Consider the following 21,768-nt stretch of genomic DNA (forward strand, 5'->3'; position numbering starts at 1 on the left):
GTAGGATGCCAGAATATTACACCCTTATTAAAAGCGCTGCCCATCTTCCGGCAAGCGGAGGATGGGCAGCGAAACAAGCGAGCAACAACCAGCGCTACGGCTGAATCGAGAAGTTGCGGGTTACGGAGTTGTAGGGGCCGGGAATGAGGTTGCCGCTGGCATCTACCAGCTCCAGTTTCACGGTATTTTCCCCAATGGGCAGGCCTTCCATCATGTAGGGCGCCCATTGGTCCAGCATAAACTCGGCTCCGTTGATGGTAGCGCGCACCTGCGTACCACCAGGCTCCAATGTGGTGTTCACGAGGTAGAAATCCAGCATGACCCGCTCGGCATCCTTGCCGGTATACACATCTTTGGGGCGGCTGTAGAACAGGTGCGGGGCCGTCACATCAAACTTTGGCGTGCCGGGCGCCACTTTGCCCACGGTCACAACGCGTAGGTCGTAGGCGCCGCGGTGCTTGAGACTCTCGTGATAGGAGCGCGACAGAAACGAGAGGACCACATGCTGCCCATCCACCACGTTCTTGGTGAACTCCGTGTCGTAGTGCGCCGTGTAGGGCTCGTTGTCGATAATGTTGTGGATGTGCTGTCCTTTCTGCGAGTTAGCCAGATGCGCGGCATGCATGCCGCCCGTCATCTTAGTGAGCAGGAAATTGCTTAGGTCGTAGTCGAAAGCCACGGCCCCACTGGGCACGGTGGAGCCGGCCGGTGGCGTCTTGAGAATTAGTTGGGCTTCCGGAAACTTAGGCGAGTCGTTGAAGGGCGTAACGCGGATGCCGTTTTTCGCCTGGGTAGCCGCCGTGGTAGTCACCATTTCGGCGGTAGAGGAGTTGGACGTATCCGACTGAATCTTGGCTGCGTCGCAGGCAGCTAGTGCCAGCAGCAAGGCCACGCCAGGCAGTAAAGCAAATGGTTTCATATAGGGGAAACAGGGATGAAAAAGACAGAAACAGGAGCCTTTCGGAAACCTGCGTTAGCGGGACAACGTTGGTTTTTTGAGTACCTTGCGCAGCACGCATTCATTGTTCAAAAGTATAGTGATTTTCCAAGATGGAAGAAAAACTGCTGGAAGAAATTCCCTCCCTCGACCTCGCAGACTTCCGCTCCGGTGACCCGGAGCGCAAAGCCCGCTTTGTTCAACAGCTCGGCGAAGCCTATCAGAACATCGGCTTCGTTGCCCTCAAGAACCACGGCCTCACCGATGAGCAGACGCAGAAGCTTTATAGTGATGTAAAAGCTTTCTTCTCGCTGCCCGACGATGTAAAGCAGCAATATGAAAAGCCGGAGCTGGCAGGCCAGCGCGGCTACGTGAGCAAAGGTAAGGAACATGCCAAGGGCCGCAACACCGGCGACCTGAAGGAGTTCTACCACGTGGGCCAGGAAGTGGACGATGCCAATGACCCCATCGGCGCCGAATACCCCGACAACATCTGGCCCAATGAGGTGGACAGCTTCGCGAATACGTCGCGGACCACGTACAAAACGCTGGAAGCCGCTGGCAAAGACGTGCTACGCGCCATTGCGCTGTACTTGAATCTGCCCGAGAGCTACTTCGATGACAAGGTGCGCAACGGCAACAGCATTCTACGCCCAATCCATTACTACCCGATTGAGAACCCTGACGCAGTACCGGCTGATGCTGTACGGGCCGCTGAGCACGGCGACATCAACCTGATTACGCTGCTGATGGGCGCTTCGGCCGATGGTCTGCAAGTAAAGCGCCGCGACGGTAAATGGATTCCGATTACGGCCCTGCCGGACCAGATTGTGGTGAACGTAGGCGACATGCTGCAGCGCCTGACCAACGGCGTACTGAAGAGCACCATTCACCGCGTCGTGAACCCGGCCCGTGAGAAAATGAACTCTTCGCGCTACAGCATCCCATTCTTCATGCACCCACGCTCCGAAATGAGCCTGGCCGCTCTCGAGAACTGCGTAACGCCCGAAAATCCCAAGAAGGAGGCCGACATTACGGCAGGCGAATTCCTGAATGAGCGCCTGATTGAGTTGGGCCTCAAGAAGAAATAACCCGTTTCTTCTGCTTAGCAAAGCCTCCGCACCATTGGGTTGCGGAGGCTTTTTTGTGATGACGGAAAGCATATTTTTCTGACTCAACCAGCGTCACAACCAACCGCTTATGCTACATTAGGATCGTGCTTTCTACTCCGCCTGTCCTCCCACCCGATGAGATTAAGCTGGCCCCGCCTCCGCGCGGGCGCCGTAGGTTGCCTACACGCCGGGTGCGGGGCATCATCTTCCTGAAAGACGTGGCGTTGCTGGCCGTTACGGCATTTGGAGGCCCGCAGGCGCATACTGCCATGATGCTGCGCCTGCTTGTAGATAAGCGGCGCTACCTTACGTCGGCGGAGTTGCTCGAAATTATGGCGCTGTGCCAGCTGCTGCCTGGCCCTGGCTCTACCCAGACCATTACGGCCATCGGCTTTCGGCTGGGTGGCCCCAATCTGGCCTACCTGACGCTGCTGGTCTGGATGCTGCCAGCTGTCTGCATCATGACGGCCGCCGGGCTGGCCATGAACTACCTCGATAAAGAGCAGGTGGCCCGGCTGGTGCAGTATATTCAGCCCATTGCTGTAGGTTTCGTCGCCTATTCAGCCTACAAAATTTCTGAGAAGGTCATTCATACCAAAACCTCGGTGGCATTGATGGTGGCAGCAGCTATGCTGGCGTATCGGTTCCAACTGCCCTCGGTGTTGCCGCTGCTGTTGTTTGGCGGAGGCTTGGTTACCACGTTCCGCTACCGCAAGCACGCCGTCGTGACGCAGAAGCAACCGTTGCGCATCGAGTGGGCAAACTTTATACTGTGGGGAGGTGTGTTTATAGCGGCGGCCGTACTGGGCCACTACACCCGCGAACTGCCCGTGTTGCTCTTCGAGAACTTCTACCGAAACGGTAGCCTGGTGTTTGGAGGCGGGCAAGTGCTGGCGCCGCTGCTGTTTGCTGAGTTTGTGGAGTTTAAGAGCTACCTGTCGGCTCCGGAATTTTTGTCGGGCTACGGGCTTACGCAGGCGTTACCCGGCCCCAATTTCGCCTTTGCCTCCTATATCGGGGCGCTGGCCATGCGCGACTACGGCTTAGGGGGGCAGATAGCCGGCGGCTTGGTAGCAGCAGCGGGCATCTTCATGCCCGGTACACTCCTAATTTTCTTTCTGATTCGGTTCTGGGACCAGCTCAAGCAGTACCGCGTAGTAAAGGCCTCCATGGAGGGCATCAATGCGGTGAGTGCGGGACTGGTATGCGCCGCGGTGTTCCTGCTGTATCACCCGCTACCCGATACCCCAGTCAACTTGGGGCTTATTGGCGCTACGTTTCTGGTGCTGCTCTGGGAGAAGATTCCCTCCTACCTGATTGTGCTGGCCGGCCTGCTGGCAGGTGTGGTATTTTAATCAGGTGCCATCCTTAAAAGCCCACAGCCCTTCTGCCTAGGGAGCAGAAGGGCTGTGGCTTGATGAGACTTACTAGCTAGTAGCGCAACCGGTTTACATGCCTTTCATAACGAGTTGCTCGGGCAGGCGCAGCAGGTAGTCGCCGTAGCCGCTTTTGCGCAGGGGCTCAGCAATTTTGCGCAACTGATCCGCGTCAATAAAGCCTTGGCGGTAGGCCGCTTCCTCGATGGAGCCCACCTTTAGGCCTTGGCGCTGCTCTAGTACCCGCACAAATTCGCCGGCCTGCATCAGGCTTTCGAAGGTACCCGTGTCGAGCCAAGCGGTGCCGCGGCCCAGAATGCCCACTTTCAGCTTGCCGCGGCGCAGGTACTCTTGGTTTACGTCGGTTATTTCATACTCGCCACGAGGGCTGGGTTTCAGGTCGCGAGCTATCTGCACTACGTCGTTGTCGTAGAAATAGAGGCCTGGAACGGCGTAGTTGCTTTTCGGTGTAACCGGCTTCTCCTCAATGCTAAGGGCCTTTTTATCGGCATCGAATTCTACCACGCCGTAGCGTTCCGGGTCGTGCACGTGGTAGGCATACACCACGCCACCTTCCGGGTCGTTGTTTGATTTTAGTAGATCTTCCATTCCTTCACCATGGAAGATGTTGTCGCCGAGTACCAGCGCCACCTTATCATCCCCGATGAAGTCAGCGCCCAGCACGAAAGCCTGAGCCAAGCCGTTGGGCACTGCCTGCACCACATACTGGAAGTTGCAACCCAGGCCCTTGCCGTCGCCGAGCAACTTTTTGAACTGCTCTTGGTCGTGGGGGGTGGTGATAATCAGGATTTCCCGGATGCCGGCCATCATGAGAATCGACAAGGGATAATAAATCATCGGCTTGTCGTAGACGGGCATCAGCTGCTTGGAAACCGCCAGAGTAAGCGGGTGCAGGCGCGTACCGGAGCCTCCGGCGAGAATAATACCTTTCATAGGGTGGTAGTTCTGGTAGTGCAGCCTCTTCTCTTACCGAGAACAGCTCCTGAAAATCAACTGGTTAGTTCCGCTCCGCAATAAACTCCTGGTTCTGCTTAAACCAAGCCAAGGTCTTTTGCAGGCCCTCCCGGATGCGAATCTGCGGCTGGTAGCCGAGCAGATTGTTGGCTTTGCTGATATCAGCCAGGGAATCCCGAATGTCGCCGGCACGGTCGGGGCCGTACTCAGGCGTGATGTCGGATCCCGCCTCTTCCTTCAGAATATTGAACAGGTCGTTGAGGGAAGTGCGGTCGGCCACGGCCACATTGTACACTTGGTTCACGGCTTCAGGGTTTTGCACCAGCGCCGCCTTGATGTTGGCCTGCACGCAGTTTTCCACGAACGTAAAGTCGCGGGTCTGGCCACCGTCGCCATTCATGCGGGGCGGCTTGCCTTCCAGCACCGCATCAATGAAGAGCGGAATAACGGCTGCATAGGCCCCATTCGGGTCTTGGCGCGGACCGAAGATGTTAAAGTAACGCAGCCCAATGATTTCCATGCCGTAGGTCTTGCCAAATACGTCGGCGTACAGTTCGTTGGCATATTTGGTCACGGCGTAGGGCGAAAGGGGCTTGCCAATCCGGTCTTCTACCTTCGGCAGTGCCTTATGGTCGCCGTAGGTGGAGCTGGACGCCGCGTACACGAAGCGCTTCACACCTGCCTCTTTGGCTCCCACCAGCATGTTCACGAAGCCGCCCACGTTCACGTCATTGGACGTAATTGGGTCGTTGATGGAGCGGGGCACGGAGCCTAGCGCCGCTTGGTGCAGCACCACGTCTATACCCTGGCAGGCATCAATGCAGGTCTGCCGGTCCCGGATGTCGCCTTCAATCACGCGCAGGGCTGGGTTGGCGGCAAACAGCGCCACGTTTTTGCGGAAGCCGTTGGAGAAATTGTCCAGCACGCGCACCTCTTTGGCGCCGTATTTCAGCAGATATTCTACTAGGTTCGAGCCAATGAATCCGGCCCCGCCGGTTACGAGGAAAGCCAGATTATCGAGTGGCTGGTCGTGGAAAGGAGTTTCGTACACGTCGTGTTCAATTAACAATGATGGATGAGCAATGAGCAGTTGCTTTCAGGCAGTTGAATGGTTATTCGCTGCTCCTACTTATTGCTCACTGGGCCGTGCTAGCGGGCGGCGTACTGTTTCTGGTAGTAATCCTGGTAGGCTCCGCTGGTGACATGCTCCAGCCATTCCTGGTTTTCCAGATACCAGTCCACGGTCTGGGACAGTCCTTGCTCAAACGTAACGGACGGTTTCCAGCCCAGCTCGTTCATAATTTTGCTGCTGTCGATGGCATAGCGCAGGTCGTGGCCGGCGCGGTCCGTCACGAATGTGATGAGCTTGCGGGAAGTGCCTTTTTCCTTGCCGGTTTTCTCGTCCAGCGTGTCGCAGAGCAGATGAATCAGCTCCAAGTTGGCCCACTCGTTCACCCCACCGATGTTGTAGGTCTCGCCCACCTTGCCCCGATGGAACACAGCATCAATGGCGGTAGCATGGTCTTTCACAAACAGCCAGTCGCGCACGTTTTCGCCTTTGCCATACACCGGTACCGGCTGGCCGTGCTGGATACGGTGAATGGCTAGCGGAATCAGCTTTTCAGGGAAATGATTGGGGCCGTAGTTGTTAGAGCAGTTGCTCAGTTTCACCGGCATGTGGTACGTGTGGTGCCAAGCCCGTACGAAGTGGTCCGACGACGCCTTGCTGGCCGAGTAAGGCGAGCGGGGGTCGTAGCTGGTATCTTCCGTGAACATATCCGGCCCGAAGTCCAGGGAGCCATACACTTCATCGGTGCTCACGTGGTAGAAGGTTTTGCCTTCGTAGCCCAGCGGCTTCCAGAGGTTTTTGGCGGCGTTCAGCAGGTGTACGGTGCCCAATACATTGGTTTTCACGAAAGCCAGCGGGTCCGTGATGCTACGGTCCACGTGGCTTTCGGCAGCCAGGTGAATCACGGCGTCGGGCTCCTCGTTCGCAAAAAGCTGATCAACGAAAGCCTGGTCCGTGATGTCGCCTTTTACCAGGCGGTAGTTGGGCGCGTTTTCAACATCCCGCAGGTTCTCTAGGTTGCCGGCATACGTTAGGGCATCCAGGTTCAGGATCTGATACTCCGGATATTTGGTCACGAATAGGCGCACCACATGCGACCCAATGAACCCGGCCCCGCCGGTGATGATAATTTTCATGTTTTTAAGTGTTTAACTACTCGCTGGTAGCTGCTGAGGTAGTGGCACCACAGGCGGCAAACAACTAGCCGTTGATAGCCTGCAAATGCTGCTGCCATTTCCACGAACTCTGCAGGGCTTCGGCTAGTGTGGCGGTGGTTTTGAAGCCCAGCTCGGCTACCGACTTGGTAACGTCGGCGTAGATGGCAGGCACGTCGCCAGCGCGGCGTGGGCCAACATGATAGGCAAGCTTTTGCCCGCTCACCTGCTCAAACGTCCTGATAACTTCCAGCACAGTGTTGCCCTGGCCAGTGCCCACATTAAACGTTTCTACTGTGGCTCCCTTGCCATCGAGCAGGCGCTGCACCGCTACTACGTGGGCCTTTGCTAGATCTACTACGTGCACATAGTCGCGGACGCAGGAGCCGTCAGGCGTGTCGTAATCGTCGCCATACACGGTCAGTTCCTGGCGCAGGCCCGCAGCCGTCTGGGTGATGAACGGCACCAGATTGTTCGGTACGCCCAGCGGCAGCTCCCCAATCTGAGCCGAGGCATGAGCGCCAACCGGGTTGAAGTAGCGCAGTAGAATGGTGCGCAGCTTATTGCCTGGTGCAACGGCCACATCGTTGAGGATGTCTTCGCACATCTGCTTGGTAGCACCGTAGGGCGAGTTGGCTTTTTTGGTCGGCGTCTGCTCCGTCACGGGCAGCGCGTCCGGAATGCCATACACGGTACAGGAGGAAGAAAACACCAAAGCTTCTACTCCGAACTCGCGCATCACCTGCACCAGTGTCAGCAGCGAGCCGACGTTGTTGTGGTAGTACTCCAGTGGTTTCTGCACCGATTCGCCCACGGCTTTATAGGCTGCGAAATGGATGACTCCACGCAGACTACCTTCCTCCGCAAACACGGCCCGCATGGCTTCCACATCATTGCAGTCGATGCGGTGAAACGGCACTTTCACTCCCAGAATCGTCTCGATACCAGTGAGTGCTGATTCCTGCGAATTGCTGAAGTTATCAACAATAACCGGCTGAAAACCGGCTTCATACAGCTCTACTACCGCGTGCGAGCCAATGTAGCCGGCCCCACCAGTCACGAGTATTTTCGTGCGTTCCATATCAAGTGTCAGTTATTCATTGCCAGTTGTCAGGTGCTCAGTTTTTCTACGCAGAACAGTGCTGCTACCAAGCAACTGACAGCTGAGAGCTATACTTTACAGGCTCCAGTACTGCATGTCCTGGATCTTGCCCCGGAACAAGCCTTTGATGTCTACGAGGACCGCATTGTCGGCGGTAATCGACTGAAAGTATGCTTCATTATGCGACGTATAGGGCGCATGGCTCACGGCCACAATCACGCCATCGTAGTCGTCGCGCACTTCGCTGGCGGGCGTCAGGCGGAAGCCGTACTCGTGGTGTAGCTCGTCAGAATCAGCATGTGGGTCCACGATGTCTACGTTTACGGAGAAGTTTTTCAACTCCTGAATCACATCAGCAACCTTGGAGTTGCGAATGTCTTCCACGTTTTCCTTGAACGTAGCGCCCATCACCAGCACGCGGCTCTTGGCGACGTCCTTGCCCTTCTTGATCATCATCTGCACGGTTTTGCGCGCGATGTAAGCACCCATATTATCGTTGGTGGTGCGGCCGCTCAGAATAACTTTGGCGTCGTAGCCCAGCTCTTTGGCCTTGTACGTCAGGTAGTACGGGTCTACACCGATGCAGTGGCCGCCTACCAGACCGGGCGAAAACTTGAGGAAGTTCCACTTGGTACCAGCCGCTTCCAGCACTTCGTACGTGTTGATGCTCATGCGGTCAAAAATCATCGACAGCTCGTTCATCAAGGCAATATTGACGTCGCGCTGCGTGTTTTCGATGATTTTGGCGGCTTCGGCTACTTTGATGCTGCTGGCGCGGTGTACCCCGGCCTTCACCACCAGTTCATACGTCTTGGCAATAACATCCAGGGACTCGTCGTCGCAGCCAGCTACTACTTTGATAATGCTGGAAAGCGTATGCTCCTTGTCGCCGGGGTTGATGCGCTCCGGCGAATAGCCAACCTTGAAGTCGTCGGGAAATTTCAGGCCCGAAAGCTTCTCCATCACCGGAATACAGTCGTCCTCGGTGCAGCCTGGGTACACGGTGCTTTCGAATACCACGTAGTCGCCTTTTTTCAGCACTTTGCCCACCGTCGAGGAAGCGCCCAGCAAGGGTTTCAGGTCGGGCTGCGCGTGCTCATCGATAGGTGTTGGCACAGCTACAATAAAGAACCGGGCCTCGCGCAGCACTTCCAGCGAATCCGTAAACTCAATGTCGCAGCCCTCGAAGTCCTTGGTTTCCAGCTCGCCGCTGGGGTCCACGTGGTTGCGCATCATGTCCACGCGCTTGGCATTGATATCGAAACCGATAACCTTGATTTTGCGGGCAAACTCGAGGGCGATGGGCAGGCCCACATAGCCGAGGCCAATAACGGCCAGCGTGGCCTCTTTGCGAAGTAGTTGCTCGTACACGATGAAGGGTCTTAGAATCTTGGTGACGTAAGGTCTTGAATTTGCTATTGTTGAAGCAGCAACCTATTTGGGATTGCCGGCAACTGAAATCTTGTTATGATTCGGGGCTGATACGAGAAACCCGGCCCTCGGTTAGTCGGTACTGCTCGCCGCTTTCCGCACAGGTGGCATAGCCGGCGGCATCAAACGCCAACCGGTGGCCATAAGCACTCATCCAGCCGCGCTGCCGAGCCGGATTGCCGTAAGCCAGTGCATATGGTGGCAGGTCTTTGGTGACGACAGAGCCAGCGCCCACAAACGCATATTCGCCTAGCCGGACGCCACACACTACTGTAGCGTTGGCACCTATGCTCACCCCCCGCTCCAGCACTGTGGCTTGATACTCATGGCGGCGCACAACTGCTGCTCTAGGATTCAGCACGTTGGTAAACACGGCCGAAGGCCCGATGAATACATCATCGTGGCATTCCACACCAGTATACAGGCTCACATTGTTCTGCACCTTTACGTTGCGGCCCAGGCGTACGCCATCGGCCACAAACACGTTCTGGCCCAGACTACAGCCCTCTCCCAACTCCGAACCGGGGCTGAGGTGACTGAAGTGCCAGATACGGCAGCCGGCACCTACACGGCACCCATCGTCGAGGACGGCGGTGGGGTGCGCGAAATAGGCAGGAGCAATAGTCATAGGGGCACGGCAGTTCAGCCGACAAAGGTAGGGCTTTGAATTTTGTTGTGTACAGGTACGTGCTGCATCCTCCTGATTGGCGAGTAGAGCGCCTTTTTCCAGAGTTGACCCTGAGCAGCAGACCAGTGCCAGATCCTTTATACTCCTGGCCAAGTGGCGCGCACTATACGGGCCTTATCAAACATATCGAGGCGGGCAGCAGCACTTGTATAGCCCAGCCCCACCAGCAGTGCCACAGTTTCGGTAGCGTACTGCTCGTTGATTTCGAAATAGAGCGCACCGCTTGGTCGCAGTAGCTTGGTTCCCAACTCGGCTATGCAGCGGTAGAAAAGCAACGGGTCGTGGTTGGGCACGAACAGTGCGGTGGCCGGCTCGTAGTCCAGCACGTTGGCCCGCATGAGAGGCCGCTCACTTTCCAGAACGTAAGGTGGGTTGCTGACCAGCACATCCAGCGTAGCCGGCGCAATACCTTGGGGCTCTTGCTTCAGAATATCTATCTGCTGAAAGTCGATTTCGCAGCCGTAGCGGGCAGCGTTGCGGCTCGCTACGGCCAGTGCCTCCGCCGAAACATCGACGGCTATTGTGCGGGCCGGCTCCAGCTCCCGGCATAGTGCCAGCGCAATACAGCCGCTGCCAGTACCTACATCCAGCACCGAAAGGGTAGTGCTCCGGCCGCGCTGCTCGGTTACAATCAGTTGCACCAGCTCCTCCGTTTCGGGGCGCGGAATGAGTGTGGCAGGCGTTACGGCCAGTTCCATACCAGCAAAATGCGCTACTCCCAGCACGTACTGTACTGGCTCGTGGCGCATTAGGCGCTCTTGTAGTGCCGGAAGTTGTGTCAGTACTTCTGCGGGTACCAGCGTATCGGCCTGCATGCGGCGCTGCAGTGGCGTAAGCTCCAGTAGATGCTCCAGCACCAGCCCGGCAATGCTGGCTGCTTCCGGCACAGGATAGTGTGCCTGCAGATCGGTAGAGAGGTCAGCGGTGAGTTGGCGGAGCGTGGGCATGCGGCAAAGGTACACGGCTGGCTGCCGATGGGTAGCGCAAGCTAAAAGTTCGGGTTACATTTCGCTTATCATTCTGCCCCAGCCCTTCCCGCCTATGCTTACTCCTGATTTCGACCTGTTGATGATGCGCCGTGCGCTGGACTTAGCCCGGCTTGGCACTGGCACCGCCCGCCCCAACCCGCTGGTTGGCTGCGTTATCACGCACGAGGGCCGCATTATTGGGGAAGGCTGGCACCGGCAGTATGGCGGGCCACATGCCGAAGTGAATGCCGTAGCAGCCGTAGCCGACCCTATTCTGCTCCCGCATAGCCGCGCCTACGTAACGCTGGAACCCTGCTCCCACCACGGCAAAACACCTCCCTGTGCCGATCTGCTTATTGAAAAAGGAATTCCGGAAGTGGTAGTCTGCAACCTCGACCCGAACCCACTGGTAGCAGGTCGTGGCTTGGCTAAGTTGCGTGAAGCAGGCATAACGGTAGAAACGGGTGTTCTGGAGCACGAAGGCCGCTGGCTGAACCGCCGGTTTTTCACGTTTCAGGAGAAAAAGCGGCCATATGTTGTGCTAAAGTGGGCCGAAACAGCTGATGGCTACCTGGCAGGGCCCTATTATCAGTCGGTGCCTATTAGTGGCGACTTGGCGCGGGTGGCCGTGCACCAGTGGCGGGCTGAAGAACAGGCTATTCTGGTGGGTACCCGCACGGCCCTGCACGACAATCCGCACCTAACCGTGCGCGACTGGCCTGGCCCCAACCCAACGCGTATCGTTATCGACAAAAACCTAAGTCTGCCGCCTACGCATCACCTCTTCAATGGGCAGCAACCTACCGTGGTTTATACCTACCGGGAGCGGGCTACCAAAAATAATGTTGGATTTGTAATGCTTTCCGAAGCCGAAGACCTGTTTCCTCAGATCTTCAACAACTTATACCAGCGCAATGTGCAGTCGGTGCTGGTAGAAGGTGGCCCAACCGTGCTCAACTCACTGCTGAAGGATGGGCTCTGGGACGAAATTCGGGTGTTGCGCAGTCCTAAGCGGCTGGGCGGCGGCGTATCGGCCCCGAAGCCGGGCCTTAGCGGGTTGCGGGAGCATTGCCAGCTTAGCGAAGATGAGCTGTTTGTGTACGTGAACGGAGCCAACAAGTAAAGCAGACACCAGTAACTGGAGCAAACCAGCCGCTACCTTTGTTGATACTGCAGCGCACCATAGCGCATAGTACGCTTGCTTGTCACCTCACTTCCGTATTCAACCCATGGCCGAAGAACTGCACCTCGATACCACCCTCACTAAAGCCGAACAATACCACCAACTCCTACCCCAGATTGAAGCCCTGACTACCGGCGAACCGGATCTGGTGGCCAACCTAGCCAATACCGTGGCCGCGCTCCGGCAGGCTTTCGGTTTTTTCTGGGTAGGCTTCTACCTTGTAAAAGACGAGGAACTGGTGCTGGGACCATTCCAGGGGCCTATTGCCTGTACCCGCATTCGGCGCGGCAAGGGCGTATGCGGCAGCAGCTGGGCCCAGGCCACTACCCTGCTGGTGCCCGATGTAGAGCAGTTTCCCGGCCATATTGCCTGCAGCTCCGAGTCCAAATCTGAAATAGTGGTGCCCGTGTTGAAAGACGGCCAAGTAGTAGCAGTACTCGATGTGGACAGCGACCAGCTCAACGACTTTGACCACAACGACCAGCAGGCGTTGGAGCAATTGATGGCACTGGCAGCTCGGTGGTTTTAACCGACTATCCTGTCATTGCTTAACTCCAGAACAACCGATAACTACACAAAAAGGCCCGACGCTAAAGCGCCGGGCCTTTTTGTGTAGTTATGCATATAGCTGCTACCGAGTTGTTAAGCTCTAAAACAGGCTTGGCGCTTCGGTTTTCAGCTGGGCAATAACCGTTTGGCCACCCTTTACTTTTTCGCCGATCTGCACTTTCACGTCTGTGTCTACGGGCACGAAAATATCGACGCGGGAACCGAACTTGATGAAGCCAAACTCTTCGCCTTGGCTTACTTCGTCGCCCTCGTTTACATACCACACGATGCGGCGGGCCATAGCGCCGGCAATCTGGCGGAACAGCACAAACGGACCTGCTTCCGACTCCACTACCACCGTAGTACGCTCGTTTTTAGTGCTACTTTTAGGGTGCCAAGCCACCAGGTAATTGCCGGGATGGTACTTGAAGTAGCGCACAATACCCGAAATCGGGTTGCGGGTGATGTGCACATTAATCGGCGACATGAAAATGCTGATCTGCTTGCGCACATCATCAAAGTATTCCGGCTCATGCACGTCCTCAATCACCACTACCTTGCCGTCGGCTGGGGCCACGAGCAGGTCTTCGTGGGTGAATAGGCGCCGGGCCGGGCTCCGGAAAAACTGCAGCAAGAGCAGAAACGCAATGGCTGATGCGCCCGCGAAAATCTGATTGAAGAGCAGGTTTTCCGCATTCACCCGGAACAGTAGCAAGTTGATGGCCAACAGGGCCAGCAGGGTAAAGAACAGTATTCGTCGTCCTTCTTTGTGGATCTTCATGAAGCGCAGATGTGGCAGATTACACGGTTTTCGCGGGTAGTGGCGGCCGGTTAATCAATCGGAATACAAAGCAGACAGGCCTGCTTGCGTGACAAAATAGGGTACTCTTTTTACAAAGATAGCCCGGACCGTATGGTCCGGGCCTATCAATGGTACGAATTAGCTGCTAAAAAAGTCGAGCTGCGAGCTAGTAAATCCGAAGCGGGCAGCCAGGCAGGCTTAGAAGCCGCCGCGGAAGCGGTACGTCTGGGCTACTTTATCGATGGCTACTACGTAGGCCGCAATGCGCATCGGAATGTTGTATTTCTGGCTGGTGGCGTACACCTTCTCGAAGGCATCGGACATAATCCGGTCGGCGCGCTCGGTCACCATTTCCTCGGTCCATTTGAAGCCTTGGCGGTTCTGTACCCACTCGAAGTACGACACAGTTACGCCGCCCGAGTTGGCCAGAATGTCCGGCACCACCATGATACCTTTCTCATTGATGATGGGGTCAGCGGAAGCCGAAGTTGGACCATTGGCGCCCTCTACAATTAGCTTGGCCTTGATGTTGTGCGCATTGTGCTCTGTAATAACGTCTTCCACGGCAGCCGGCACCAGTACGTCCACATCGGAAGTCAGCAGGTCGTCGGCATTGTCCATGAGCGTGGCTCCGTCGAAACCGTCGAGGCGGCCTTTATGAGCGTTTTTGTAGGCTACGGCCTCATCGATGTTGATGCCAGCCTCATTCCAGTAAGCACCGCTTACGTCAGAAATGCACTTGATTTTCACGCCCTGCTCGCTCAGCAGCTTCGCGGCCCACGAGCCTACATTGCCGAAGCCCTGCACCGCCGCTGATACCTTAGTGGGGTCCAGATCCAGCTTCTTGAGAGCAGCCAGTGCCGATACCATTACGCCCCGGCCAGTAGCCTCAGTGCGGCCCAACGAGCCACCCATTACCAGCGGCTTACCCGTCACAACGGCCGGCGACGTAGCACCTACCGTTTTGGAGAATTCGTCCATCAGCCACGCCATTTCGCGCGGGCCGGTGCCCATATCGGGAGCCGGAATGTCCTTATCGGGACCGAACACGTCTTTCAGGGCCATAGTGTAGCCGCGGGTCAGACGCTCGATTTCGCCGGCGCTCATGGTCGTCGGGTCGCAGATGATACCCCCTTTGGCACCGCCATAGGGTAGGTCAACCACAGCGCACTTCCACGTCATCCAAGCGGCCAGTGCCTTCACCTCGTCGAGGTGCACGTTTTTGTCGTAGCGGATACCGCCTTTTGAAGGGCCCAGAATGGTGTTGTGCACCACACGGTAGCCTTCAAATACGCGCACCTTGCCGTTATCCATCGTGACGGGAATGTGCACGATAACCTGCTTGTCGGGCGCTTTGAGTACGTCGTAAGTTTCTTCGTCAAGACCCAGGATTTCCGTGGCCACGTTGAAACGCGACATCATGGATTCGAGGGGATTTTCGGCATCGACGCGGGGAGCCGGCTCTTTGTACACCGTGGTGGCAGCCATACGGGGTTAGGTTTGGGGGGTGGGGAATTTGAATAAACGGCACTCCGCCGGGGGCGGCAATGAGTGCACGCAGGTCAGTTTGGGGGCCAAAGGTAGTGGGTTTACTACATACTCGGCCAGACTTGGAAAGTGAAAGAAACCCGCCTTCACTCGGCGTGGCGCACCATACGAGTCTGGGGAATTGCGCGCGGCCCGCTAGAGCCAAATGTTTCGGCAATTAGCCTAGCAGCAACTGTAGCAGCGCCAGCACAGGCAGAATAAATAGGAAAGCATCAAACCGGTCGAGCAGGCCACCGTGGCCGGGCATGATGCGGCCGGAGTCCTTGACGCCCACACTGCGCTTGAGCATGGACTCCGCTAAGTCACCGAGCGGGCCGAATACAGCCACTACCCCAGCCACCACGAGGCGGTAGGTGAGCGAGAGTTCGGGCAGCAGATAGCCCAGCGCCCAGCCCATAGCCAGCGTCAGCAGAAAGCCTCCAATGGCGCCTTCCCAGGTTTTGCCGGGCGAAATTTTGGGGGCCAGTTTGTGCTTGCCAAACGACTTGCCTGCTGCATACGCTCCAATATCTGAGGACCAGACCAATAGCAGCAGCGCCAGAATGCGTCGGTAATCGTAGCCTTGTTCGTTGAACGCCACTACATTGAGCAAGCTCATCGGCAGACTCACGTAAAGAAGACCCAACAGGGCCACGCCTACGTTGGAAAAAGGCGAGAAATCCTGCTTTTCGCGTGGCCAAGCATACATTTCCCGAAGTATCAGGACGACAGGCAAATTCAGCACCAGCGCCAGCATTCCATTCCGGACCCACCGAAGCAGATTGGGTAGATTTTGCTGCTCATACACATCAGTTGAGTGCAGCAGAACGGTATGGACATTCTGATAGTAGAAAACACCCGCGAAAAGCAGCACACTGATGGTTCCTCCCAGCAAGGCCGCTGGCTTGTAGCCCACTTGCCGCATCATGCGGTAAAACTCCCATAGCATGCGCACTTGCACCACGGCAAAGAATGCCGCAAACGTCCAGGCGCTGTACCAGATGCTGACCAGCAGCATGGCAGCCCCAATCAGACCAAAAAGAATCCGCTGACCTAAGTTGGACATCGGCTTTTTGCCCGGCGTGGCAGGATCAGTAGAGACAGAAGGAGCGGTTTCGGACAAAAGGGGAAGTACTAAGGGCACGGGCCCAGGTCAGGGAACAAAGAGAAGAAGCAGGCAGTGGCGGCCGAAGCCACGCATACCGGGCACGCGGCTAGTCGCGGCTGATGTCAACGCCGTCGTGGCTGAGGGTACGGCCAGCGGGAGGCGGGGTTGTGGGATGCGCAATGGCCGCGCCGCCACGGCCCAGCGTGTGCATTTCGGTGGGCAGCTGCGCGGTGGTGGGCTGTAGCGTGCGTTGGTAGAGCAACCAAAGCGCCGCGCCAGTCAGAACCAGCGAAATCAACTGCTGCCACCACGGTAGCGCCTCCGTCGAATCGGGGTCGAAGGTGGAGAAAGCGCCGCGTTGCTGGGCATAAAGCAGCACAATCTGGAAGGCATTCTGCGTGAAGTGGGCCGCCATTGGTACCAGAATATTGCCGCTCCACTCATACAGATAGCCCAACAACAGCCCCAGAATGAAGCGCGGGATGAAGCCAAAAAACTGAAAGTGAATAGCACTGAAAATGGCCGCCGCCAGCCACACGCCTACATGCCTAGAGCCAAACCACTGCACCAGATTCCGCTGCACCACGCCCCGGAACACCAGTTCTTCGGCAATAGCCGGCACCACGGCAATAACCAGCAACCCCACCAGAAACCGAGTGGGCGAGCTGAACTGCGTGAGGTAGCGCGTTAGCTCCTGGGCGCGCTCTTCCAGCTCGCGGGCCTCAGTTTCCAGGCCTTTCAGGAAGCCGGGAAAGTGCGCGTTGGCGTTCCATTCTACCAGCCCCGACATAAACGGCACGCTCAGAATTACGGCGCCGGCTGCGCCCAGCAGCCACACGGCCGGCACGGGCCGGCGCGGCGTGAAATAGTCCTGCAACGAGTAGCCAGTAATCAGGGGCAATGCCAGCGCAGCCCCGCCAAAGCCCACAAACAGCAGCACGCCCTGGCTCAGCATCGAGACGCCCCAGCCTTGCGGGTTGGCCGACGGGTCTTTCGTGACGTTGCCGATTTCAAGCAGGCCGACGCCAAAAAACAGGTTGCTGAGTACCGCCATCAGGAAACCGGCCAGGCACAGGGCCAGCAGCATCAGCCCCACCAGCAATAGCAGGTTGACAAATGGGTGTAGACGGCTGGACACGAAACCTTTCATGGGGCGCGGGTAGTTAGAAGTGTCGTAAATTTGCGTAAAATCCGCTAACTCCCCTATCCGTGGTCTACATCCGCGACATTGCTTTGCCTGATTTCCCGTTGCTGCTCGCGCCCATGGAGGACGTGTCGGACCCGCCGTTTCGGGCCGTGTGCAAAGCCAACGGCGCCGATTTGATGTACACCGAGTTCATTTCCTCGGAAGGTCTTATCCGCGACGCCGCTAAAAGCCGCAAGAAGCTCGACGTGTTCGACTACGAACGGCCCATTGGCATTCAGCTCTTTGGCTCCGATGTGGAGACCATGGGCGAGTGTGCCCGCATCAGCACCCTGGCGGGCCCCGACCTCATCGACATCAATTACGGCTGTCCCGTGAAGCAAGTAGCCTGCCGCGGTGCCGGCGCCGCTCTACTGCGCGACATTCCCAAAATGGTGCAGATGACGGAGGCCGTTGTGAAAGCCACGCACCTGCCCGTAACCGTGAAAACCCGCCTCGGCTGGGACGATACCACCAAAAACGTGGAAGACGTGGCCGAGCGGTTGCAGGACATCGGCATTGAGGCCCTCACAGTACACGGCCGCACCCGCGTGCAGATGTATAAGGGCGACGCCGACTGGCGCCTGATTGCAGCTATCAAAAACAACCCGCGCATCAAAATCCCCATCTTCGGCAACGGCGACATCGACTCGCCCCAGAAAGCCGTGGAATACAAAAACCGCTACGGCGTGGATGGTGTGATGATAGGCCGCGCCAGCATCGGCTACCCCTGGATTTTCAGGGAAGTGAAGCACTATGTGGCTACCGGCGAGCTACTGGCTCCGCCTACCGTGGAGGAACGCGTGAACATGTGCCGCATGCACTTCGAGAAGAGCATTGAGTGGAAAGGTGGGCGCGTGGGCATCTTTGAGATGCGCCGCCACTACGCCCAGTATTTCCGGGGCCTCGAAGGCGCCAAGCAGTGGCGTATGCGCCTCGTCGAAACCGATTCTGTGGACGAAGTGCACGCCATCCTGAACGAAATTATTGCTGCCGAGCCAGTTTTGGTAGGGTAGCATCCGTTCTATAGTTTATTGACGTGCTACGACTTGGCTACATGCGCGTCTGGCTTTTCATGTTCCTGCTACTGACAGTTGCCGGAGTGCGGAGCTACGCGCAGTTGCCCGATTTTCAGGACTCGGCTGCCGTACGCAAGGCCCACCTGCAGACGATATGTGTACGCTCCTACTATCCAGATGAAGAGGACGGCCACTGGGTCCGGGAGCAGCGCACCTACCGGTTTGCGCGCTCGGGTGCCCTAGTGTATTCCATCACTCCGCAGACGCCCGAAGAGACAAGCCAGTCCTCCACGTCGGCTGGATGGCATGACGCAGTCAAGGATGACATGGGCCACGTGCTGGCGACGCGGTTTTATCAGGATGGCAAGTGGTACCACACGCACCACGCCGTATTCACGGACTGCGGCCACCGGATACAGGAATATGATGAGTACCCGGCCGACTCCACCAGCCCAGCTTCTTTCCACGCTACCAACTTCTACAGCTACGATGATTGGGGCAACTTTACGGAACAAGTAACCCCCGGCGGTAGTGGCTCCGACCATTTTAGCTTAGGCACCCGCTACCTCTATTTCTACAACGCCAACCGCCGCCTAACTGCCAAGCTGCGACTGGACGACTTGATAGTACCCGTAGAGCTGGACTCGATGTACTACGATGCCGCCGGCAACATGACGCGCCGCGTGAGCTACAACTTGCGCCGCGGCATGACCCAGCTCCGCGACCTGCGCCTATTAACTTTTAACAGCCAGCACCAGCTACTCACCGAAAATTCGTTGTGGATGAGCGAGGTACGCGAATACTCCCGCTACGACGGCGACAACCGCTATACGCCCCGTACCGGCCCCGAGCAGCCCAACCTCTACGGGCAACACATCAGTTACTGGCGCTACCGCTCCGATGGCCAACTGCTCGACGCAACAGAGTACACCGCTCACAACAGGCCCTACCTGGCCGCCGAAGCACTCCGCGCCGTCACGCATCCGGTCGACAGCCTGTTCCGCTTCACTCGCTACGATAATGCGCCTGAGCTTTGGTACCGGGCGCAGGAAATTGAAAAGCAGCGCACTACCAACCGCTACAACCAGCGCGGCCACCTGGCAGAGAGCATTGAGGCCAAAAACTCACGACCCGACACTGTATTTCTTCCCGCTGACGCGCAGAGCCGCACGCGTTGGCAGTACACCTACTACCAATAGGTTTTCCCAACTGGCACCTATAGGCAGGTTATCTTTGTAGGCTTTTGCTCCCTCGCTCCCATGCCCACCCCTCCCGCCCCGGCCATCACCTCTGCTCCTAACCTGCCACCTGTGGCGCCGCCCCCGCCGCAGCGCATTTCGGCGTCGGCGTGGGTGCTCCTGGTGGTGCTGGCTAGCATTTGGGGCACTTCGTTCATTCTGATGAAAAAGGGGCTGGTCGTGTTTTCGGCTATGGAGCTGGGCGCAGCACGAGTGAGCATTGCGGCGCTGCTGTTGCTGCCGTTTGCGCTCCGCAACGTGCGCCGCGTCGATTCCGGCCGCTACAAGTGGCTGCTGCTGAGCGGGGTGGTGGGCACGTTTTTTCCGGCTTTCCTTTTTGCCTACGCCGAAACCAAGCTGGCCTCAGGCCTAGCCGGGGTGCTCAATGGCTTGACGGCCGTGTTTACGCTGGTGGTAGGTGCAGTGCTGTTCGGGCAGAAGCTCACCAGCCTGCGGGTACTGGGTATTGCGCTGGGCCTAGTGGGCACGGTGGTCCTGATGCTGCTGGGCGGCAGCGGCGGCGCGGCCACGCCCTCCGGCGAATCCAATGCCTGGTACGGGCTCTACATTGTGGCCGCCACCATCGGCTACGGCATCAGCGTGAACGTAATAAAGCAACATTTGCACGGTCCTTCGCCGGTGGCTGTCACCAGTCTCACGTTGCTCAGCATCGGGCCGCTGGGGCTACTCTATCTGTTCGGCTTCTCCGATTTCACGCATAAGCTGGACACGGTGCCGGGCGCCTGGACGGCCCTCGGCTACATTGCCCTGCTAGCTACCATGAGCACCGCTGTGGCCATGGTACTCTTCAACAAGCTGATTCAGCAGAGCACCACGCTTTTCGCAGCCTCCAACACCTACCTCATTCCCATCGTGGCCCTCACCTGGGGCGTGCTCGATGGCGAGGCCTTCAATCTGTGGCACCTACTGGGCATGGTCATCATTTTGGCCGGCGTGTTCATCATCCACAGGGCAAAGTGATGAGGTGGTGAGGGGATAAAGAACGTCATTCCGAGCCTGCGAGGAATCTCGCTAGTGTGGTAAAATACCACTACACCGTCAGCACGCGAGATTCCTCGCAGGCTCGGAATGACGTTCTATCCTGCTATCCTCATCTTTCCACTTAAAACCCCACTCGTACGCCGAACTGCACCCATTTGTGTGAGCGGGCGCCATTGAACTCAGGTGAAATCTGTACGGCAGACGCTTCTAGCCGCACGCCCGCGTAGCCGAGCCCAAGGGTAGCCGTGCTGCGCGCCACCGTACGGCTGATAGCATTAGCGGGCAGCGTGTAGGGGTTGTCGGAGCGAAACAGGCCGCCCTGTAGAGTGGCATCGTAGCCGACGAGGCGGCCTTCCAGCTGGCCTTCGGCGTAGAGCTGCACGCGGCGCTGGCCGGCGCGAGAGGCCGGGCCACTCACGCCCAGGTTGTCGAAATACGGATTGAGCAGCCCGACCCGCAGGCGTGCGCCGGCACCGGCATAGGTATAAAGCGTGCCCAGCGAAGCATCAGCCGAGCCAATCAGCTCGGCTCCGCGGCCGACGGCCAGCAGCTGCTTTTCCGCACGGGCCGCATAGCCTAGCACTAGGTCGTTGCGGATTTGATAATCCCAGCCGCGGGGCGTGGGTGCATCCAGCCATTCGTGCAGTTTGGTTTGGAAGCCCTTTGCGCCGGCCGCCGGCCCCATAAAGCCCAAATTCAGCGCTGTCGTCAGGCGAAATTTGCGCGTCGGCTGGTTGGCCACCCGAAAAAAGTCGGCGTACCAATACGAAGCGTACGGCCGGTCACCGACCCGAATGAACGGGTCTTGAATGCGCAGTGGCGTAAAACCGTCGTAGCGCAACCGGATGCCGTGGTAGCGTATGCTGCCCGTCGGCACCGGGCCCAGGATGCGGTTTACGGGCGAATGGCGCAGGGCCGGCAGCACCAGCGTGAGCGTCTGGCCCTGCGTGAAGTAATAGTCGGTGCGAAAAAAGGCGTCGTTGGCAAACGTATAGTACACCAGCCGGTCTGGACTAGTTTGGGCACTATCGAGGCGCTGGGCGCAGGCGACACCGGTAATGAGGCAAAGGGCAGCAAGCAGAAAGACGCGCATCAGCAGGAATACTTTTCGCTACCTACGCACCAATCATCGGTATGGCTTTCCAGACGGTGCCCAGAAGCGCGTCGAAGCCAGCGAAGGACTGTTTCTCGGTCCACTAATGAGCTTCCAGGGAACTAGCTGTCTGCTAGGCGGCTATGCGCTGGGCTTGCAGTTCCCGACCAGCCCATGTGGGCACTGCCCCCGCTAGGAGCAGCGTGAGCAGGATAGTTTCATCGACTGAAAGCACGGCGGTCAGGTTTCAAA

Annotated in this window: 20 protein-coding genes; 7 read left to right on the forward strand and 13 right to left on the reverse strand. The window is 57.6% G+C overall.

The genetic code is table 11. The features are described 5' to 3' along the window. Positions 1 to 94: 94 nt before the first annotated feature. The gene (locus H4317_RS18670; protein WP_185888060.1) at positions 95 to 919 is read right to left on the reverse strand and encodes a hypothetical protein; all 825 of its coding nucleotides are present in this window, start codon (positions 917 to 919) and stop codon (positions 95 to 97) included. Positions 920 to 1,050: 131 nt separating this feature from the next. Here H4317_RS18670 and H4317_RS18675 point away from each other — a divergent pair, with 131 nt between their 5' ends. Together H4317_RS18675 and chrA are read left to right on the forward strand one after the other, a co-directional pair. Then, entirely contained in the window at positions 1,051 to 2,028 is a 978-nt protein-coding gene (locus H4317_RS18675) for an isopenicillin N synthase family dioxygenase (protein WP_185888061.1), read from the forward strand. 197 nt (positions 2,029 to 2,225) lie between these two features. Then, complete coding sequence (gene chrA / locus H4317_RS18680; RefSeq protein ID WP_185890097.1) at positions 2,226 to 3,404, forward strand: chromate efflux transporter; 1,179 nt, start codon at positions 2,226 to 2,228, stop codon at positions 3,402 to 3,404. Between the two features lie 93 nt (positions 3,405 to 3,497). Here the strand turns inward: chrA and rfbA are convergent, their stop codons facing one another. From rfbA to prmC, 7 genes are all read right to left on the reverse strand, one after another. Then, complete coding sequence (gene rfbA / locus H4317_RS18685) at positions 3,498 to 4,379, reverse strand: glucose-1-phosphate thymidylyltransferase RfbA (RefSeq protein WP_185888062.1); 882 nt, start codon at positions 4,377 to 4,379, stop codon at positions 3,498 to 3,500. A 64-nt stretch (positions 4,380 to 4,443) separates the two neighbouring features. Further along, positions 4,444 to 5,451, reverse strand: coding sequence for an SDR family oxidoreductase (locus H4317_RS18690; RefSeq protein ID WP_185890098.1), 1,008 nt, complete (start codon positions 5,449 to 5,451; stop codon positions 4,444 to 4,446). Positions 5,452 to 5,549: 98 nt separating this feature from the next. After that, positions 5,550 to 6,605: a dTDP-glucose 4,6-dehydratase gene (rfbB, locus tag H4317_RS18695; RefSeq protein ID WP_185888063.1), complete on the reverse strand. Its 1,056-nt coding sequence runs from the start codon at positions 6,603 to 6,605 to the stop codon at positions 5,550 to 5,552. Between the two features lie 64 nt (positions 6,606 to 6,669). Further along, a complete protein-coding gene (gene galE, locus H4317_RS18700; RefSeq protein ID WP_185888064.1) occupies positions 6,670 to 7,704 on the reverse strand; it encodes a UDP-glucose 4-epimerase GalE in 1,035 nt (344 codons plus the stop codon). Between the two features lie 96 nt (positions 7,705 to 7,800). After that, positions 7,801 to 9,096 carry a nucleotide sugar dehydrogenase gene (locus tag H4317_RS18705; protein ID WP_185888065.1) on the reverse strand — a complete coding sequence of 432 codons (1,296 nt, stop codon included), beginning with the start codon at positions 9,094 to 9,096 and terminating at the stop codon, positions 7,801 to 7,803. A gap of 94 nt (positions 9,097 to 9,190) precedes the next feature. Continuing rightward, positions 9,191 to 9,784, reverse strand: a complete 594-nt coding sequence (locus H4317_RS18710) for an acyltransferase (RefSeq protein WP_185888066.1) — start codon at positions 9,782 to 9,784, stop codon at positions 9,191 to 9,193. A gap of 137 nt (positions 9,785 to 9,921) precedes the next feature. Beyond that, positions 9,922 to 10,791, reverse strand: coding sequence for a peptide chain release factor N(5)-glutamine methyltransferase (gene prmC, locus H4317_RS18715; RefSeq protein ID WP_185888067.1), 870 nt, complete (start codon positions 10,789 to 10,791; stop codon positions 9,922 to 9,924). A 94-nt stretch (positions 10,792 to 10,885) separates the two neighbouring features. On the opposite strand from prmC, the gene ribD reads away from it, so the two are divergent. Both ribD and H4317_RS18725 read left to right on the forward strand, forming a co-directional pair. Next, the gene (ribD, locus tag H4317_RS18720) at positions 10,886 to 11,935 is read left to right on the forward strand and encodes a bifunctional diaminohydroxyphosphoribosylaminopyrimidine deaminase/5-amino-6-(5-phosphoribosylamino)uracil reductase RibD (protein ID WP_185888068.1); all 1,050 of its coding nucleotides are present in this window, start codon (positions 10,886 to 10,888) and stop codon (positions 11,933 to 11,935) included. Between the two features lie 106 nt (positions 11,936 to 12,041). Continuing rightward, entirely contained in the window at positions 12,042 to 12,524 is a 483-nt protein-coding gene (locus tag H4317_RS18725) for a GAF domain-containing protein (RefSeq protein ID WP_185888069.1), read from the forward strand. A 120-nt stretch (positions 12,525 to 12,644) separates the two neighbouring features. On the opposite strand, the gene H4317_RS18730 is transcribed toward H4317_RS18725, so the two are convergent. The 4 genes from H4317_RS18730 to H4317_RS18745 form a co-directional block, all read right to left on the reverse strand. Then, positions 12,645 to 13,325 (reverse strand): phosphatidylserine decarboxylase family protein, encoded by a 681-nt coding sequence (locus tag H4317_RS18730; protein ID WP_185888070.1) that lies wholly within the window; start codon positions 13,323 to 13,325, stop codon positions 12,645 to 12,647. Between the two features lie 219 nt (positions 13,326 to 13,544). Further along, the gene (locus H4317_RS18735) at positions 13,545 to 14,834 is read right to left on the reverse strand and encodes a Glu/Leu/Phe/Val family dehydrogenase (protein ID WP_185888071.1); all 1,290 of its coding nucleotides are present in this window, start codon (positions 14,832 to 14,834) and stop codon (positions 13,545 to 13,547) included. Positions 14,835 to 15,051: 217 nt separating this feature from the next. Continuing rightward, positions 15,052 to 15,996 carry a phosphatidate cytidylyltransferase gene (locus H4317_RS18740; RefSeq protein ID WP_185888072.1) on the reverse strand — a complete coding sequence of 315 codons (945 nt, stop codon included), beginning with the start codon at positions 15,994 to 15,996 and terminating at the stop codon, positions 15,052 to 15,054. 91 nt (positions 15,997 to 16,087) lie between these two features. Beyond that, positions 16,088 to 17,131, reverse strand: a complete 1,044-nt coding sequence (locus H4317_RS18745; RefSeq protein WP_185888073.1) for a CPBP family intramembrane glutamic endopeptidase — start codon at positions 17,129 to 17,131, stop codon at positions 16,088 to 16,090. Between the two features lie 59 nt (positions 17,132 to 17,190). On the opposite strand from H4317_RS18745, the gene dusB reads away from it, so the two are divergent. From dusB to H4317_RS18760, 3 genes are read left to right on the forward strand one after another with little or no spacing between them, the layout of a single operon-like run. Continuing rightward, on the forward strand, positions 17,191 to 18,180 hold the full coding sequence (dusB, locus tag H4317_RS18750) for a tRNA dihydrouridine synthase DusB (protein WP_185888074.1): 990 nt from the start codon (positions 17,191 to 17,193) through the stop codon (positions 18,178 to 18,180). A 41-nt stretch (positions 18,181 to 18,221) separates the two neighbouring features. Continuing rightward, positions 18,222 to 19,382, forward strand: a complete 1,161-nt coding sequence (locus H4317_RS18755; RefSeq protein ID WP_185888075.1) for a hypothetical protein — start codon at positions 18,222 to 18,224, stop codon at positions 19,380 to 19,382. Positions 19,383 to 19,442: 60 nt separating this feature from the next. Continuing rightward, positions 19,443 to 20,402, forward strand: a complete 960-nt coding sequence (locus H4317_RS18760) for a DMT family transporter (protein ID WP_185888076.1) — start codon at positions 19,443 to 19,445, stop codon at positions 20,400 to 20,402. Between the two features lie 142 nt (positions 20,403 to 20,544). Here H4317_RS18760 and H4317_RS18765 read toward each other — a convergent pair whose 3' ends face one another. Next, positions 20,545 to 21,516 (reverse strand): lipid A deacylase LpxR family protein, encoded by a 972-nt coding sequence (locus H4317_RS18765; RefSeq protein ID WP_185888077.1) that lies wholly within the window; start codon positions 21,514 to 21,516, stop codon positions 20,545 to 20,547. Between the last annotated feature and the right edge of the window lie 252 nt (positions 21,517 to 21,768).

It is taken from the genome of Hymenobacter sediminicola, assembly GCF_014250515.1.
GTDB classification, from domain to species: domain Bacteria; phylum Bacteroidota; class Bacteroidia; order Cytophagales; family Hymenobacteraceae; genus Hymenobacter; species Hymenobacter sediminicola.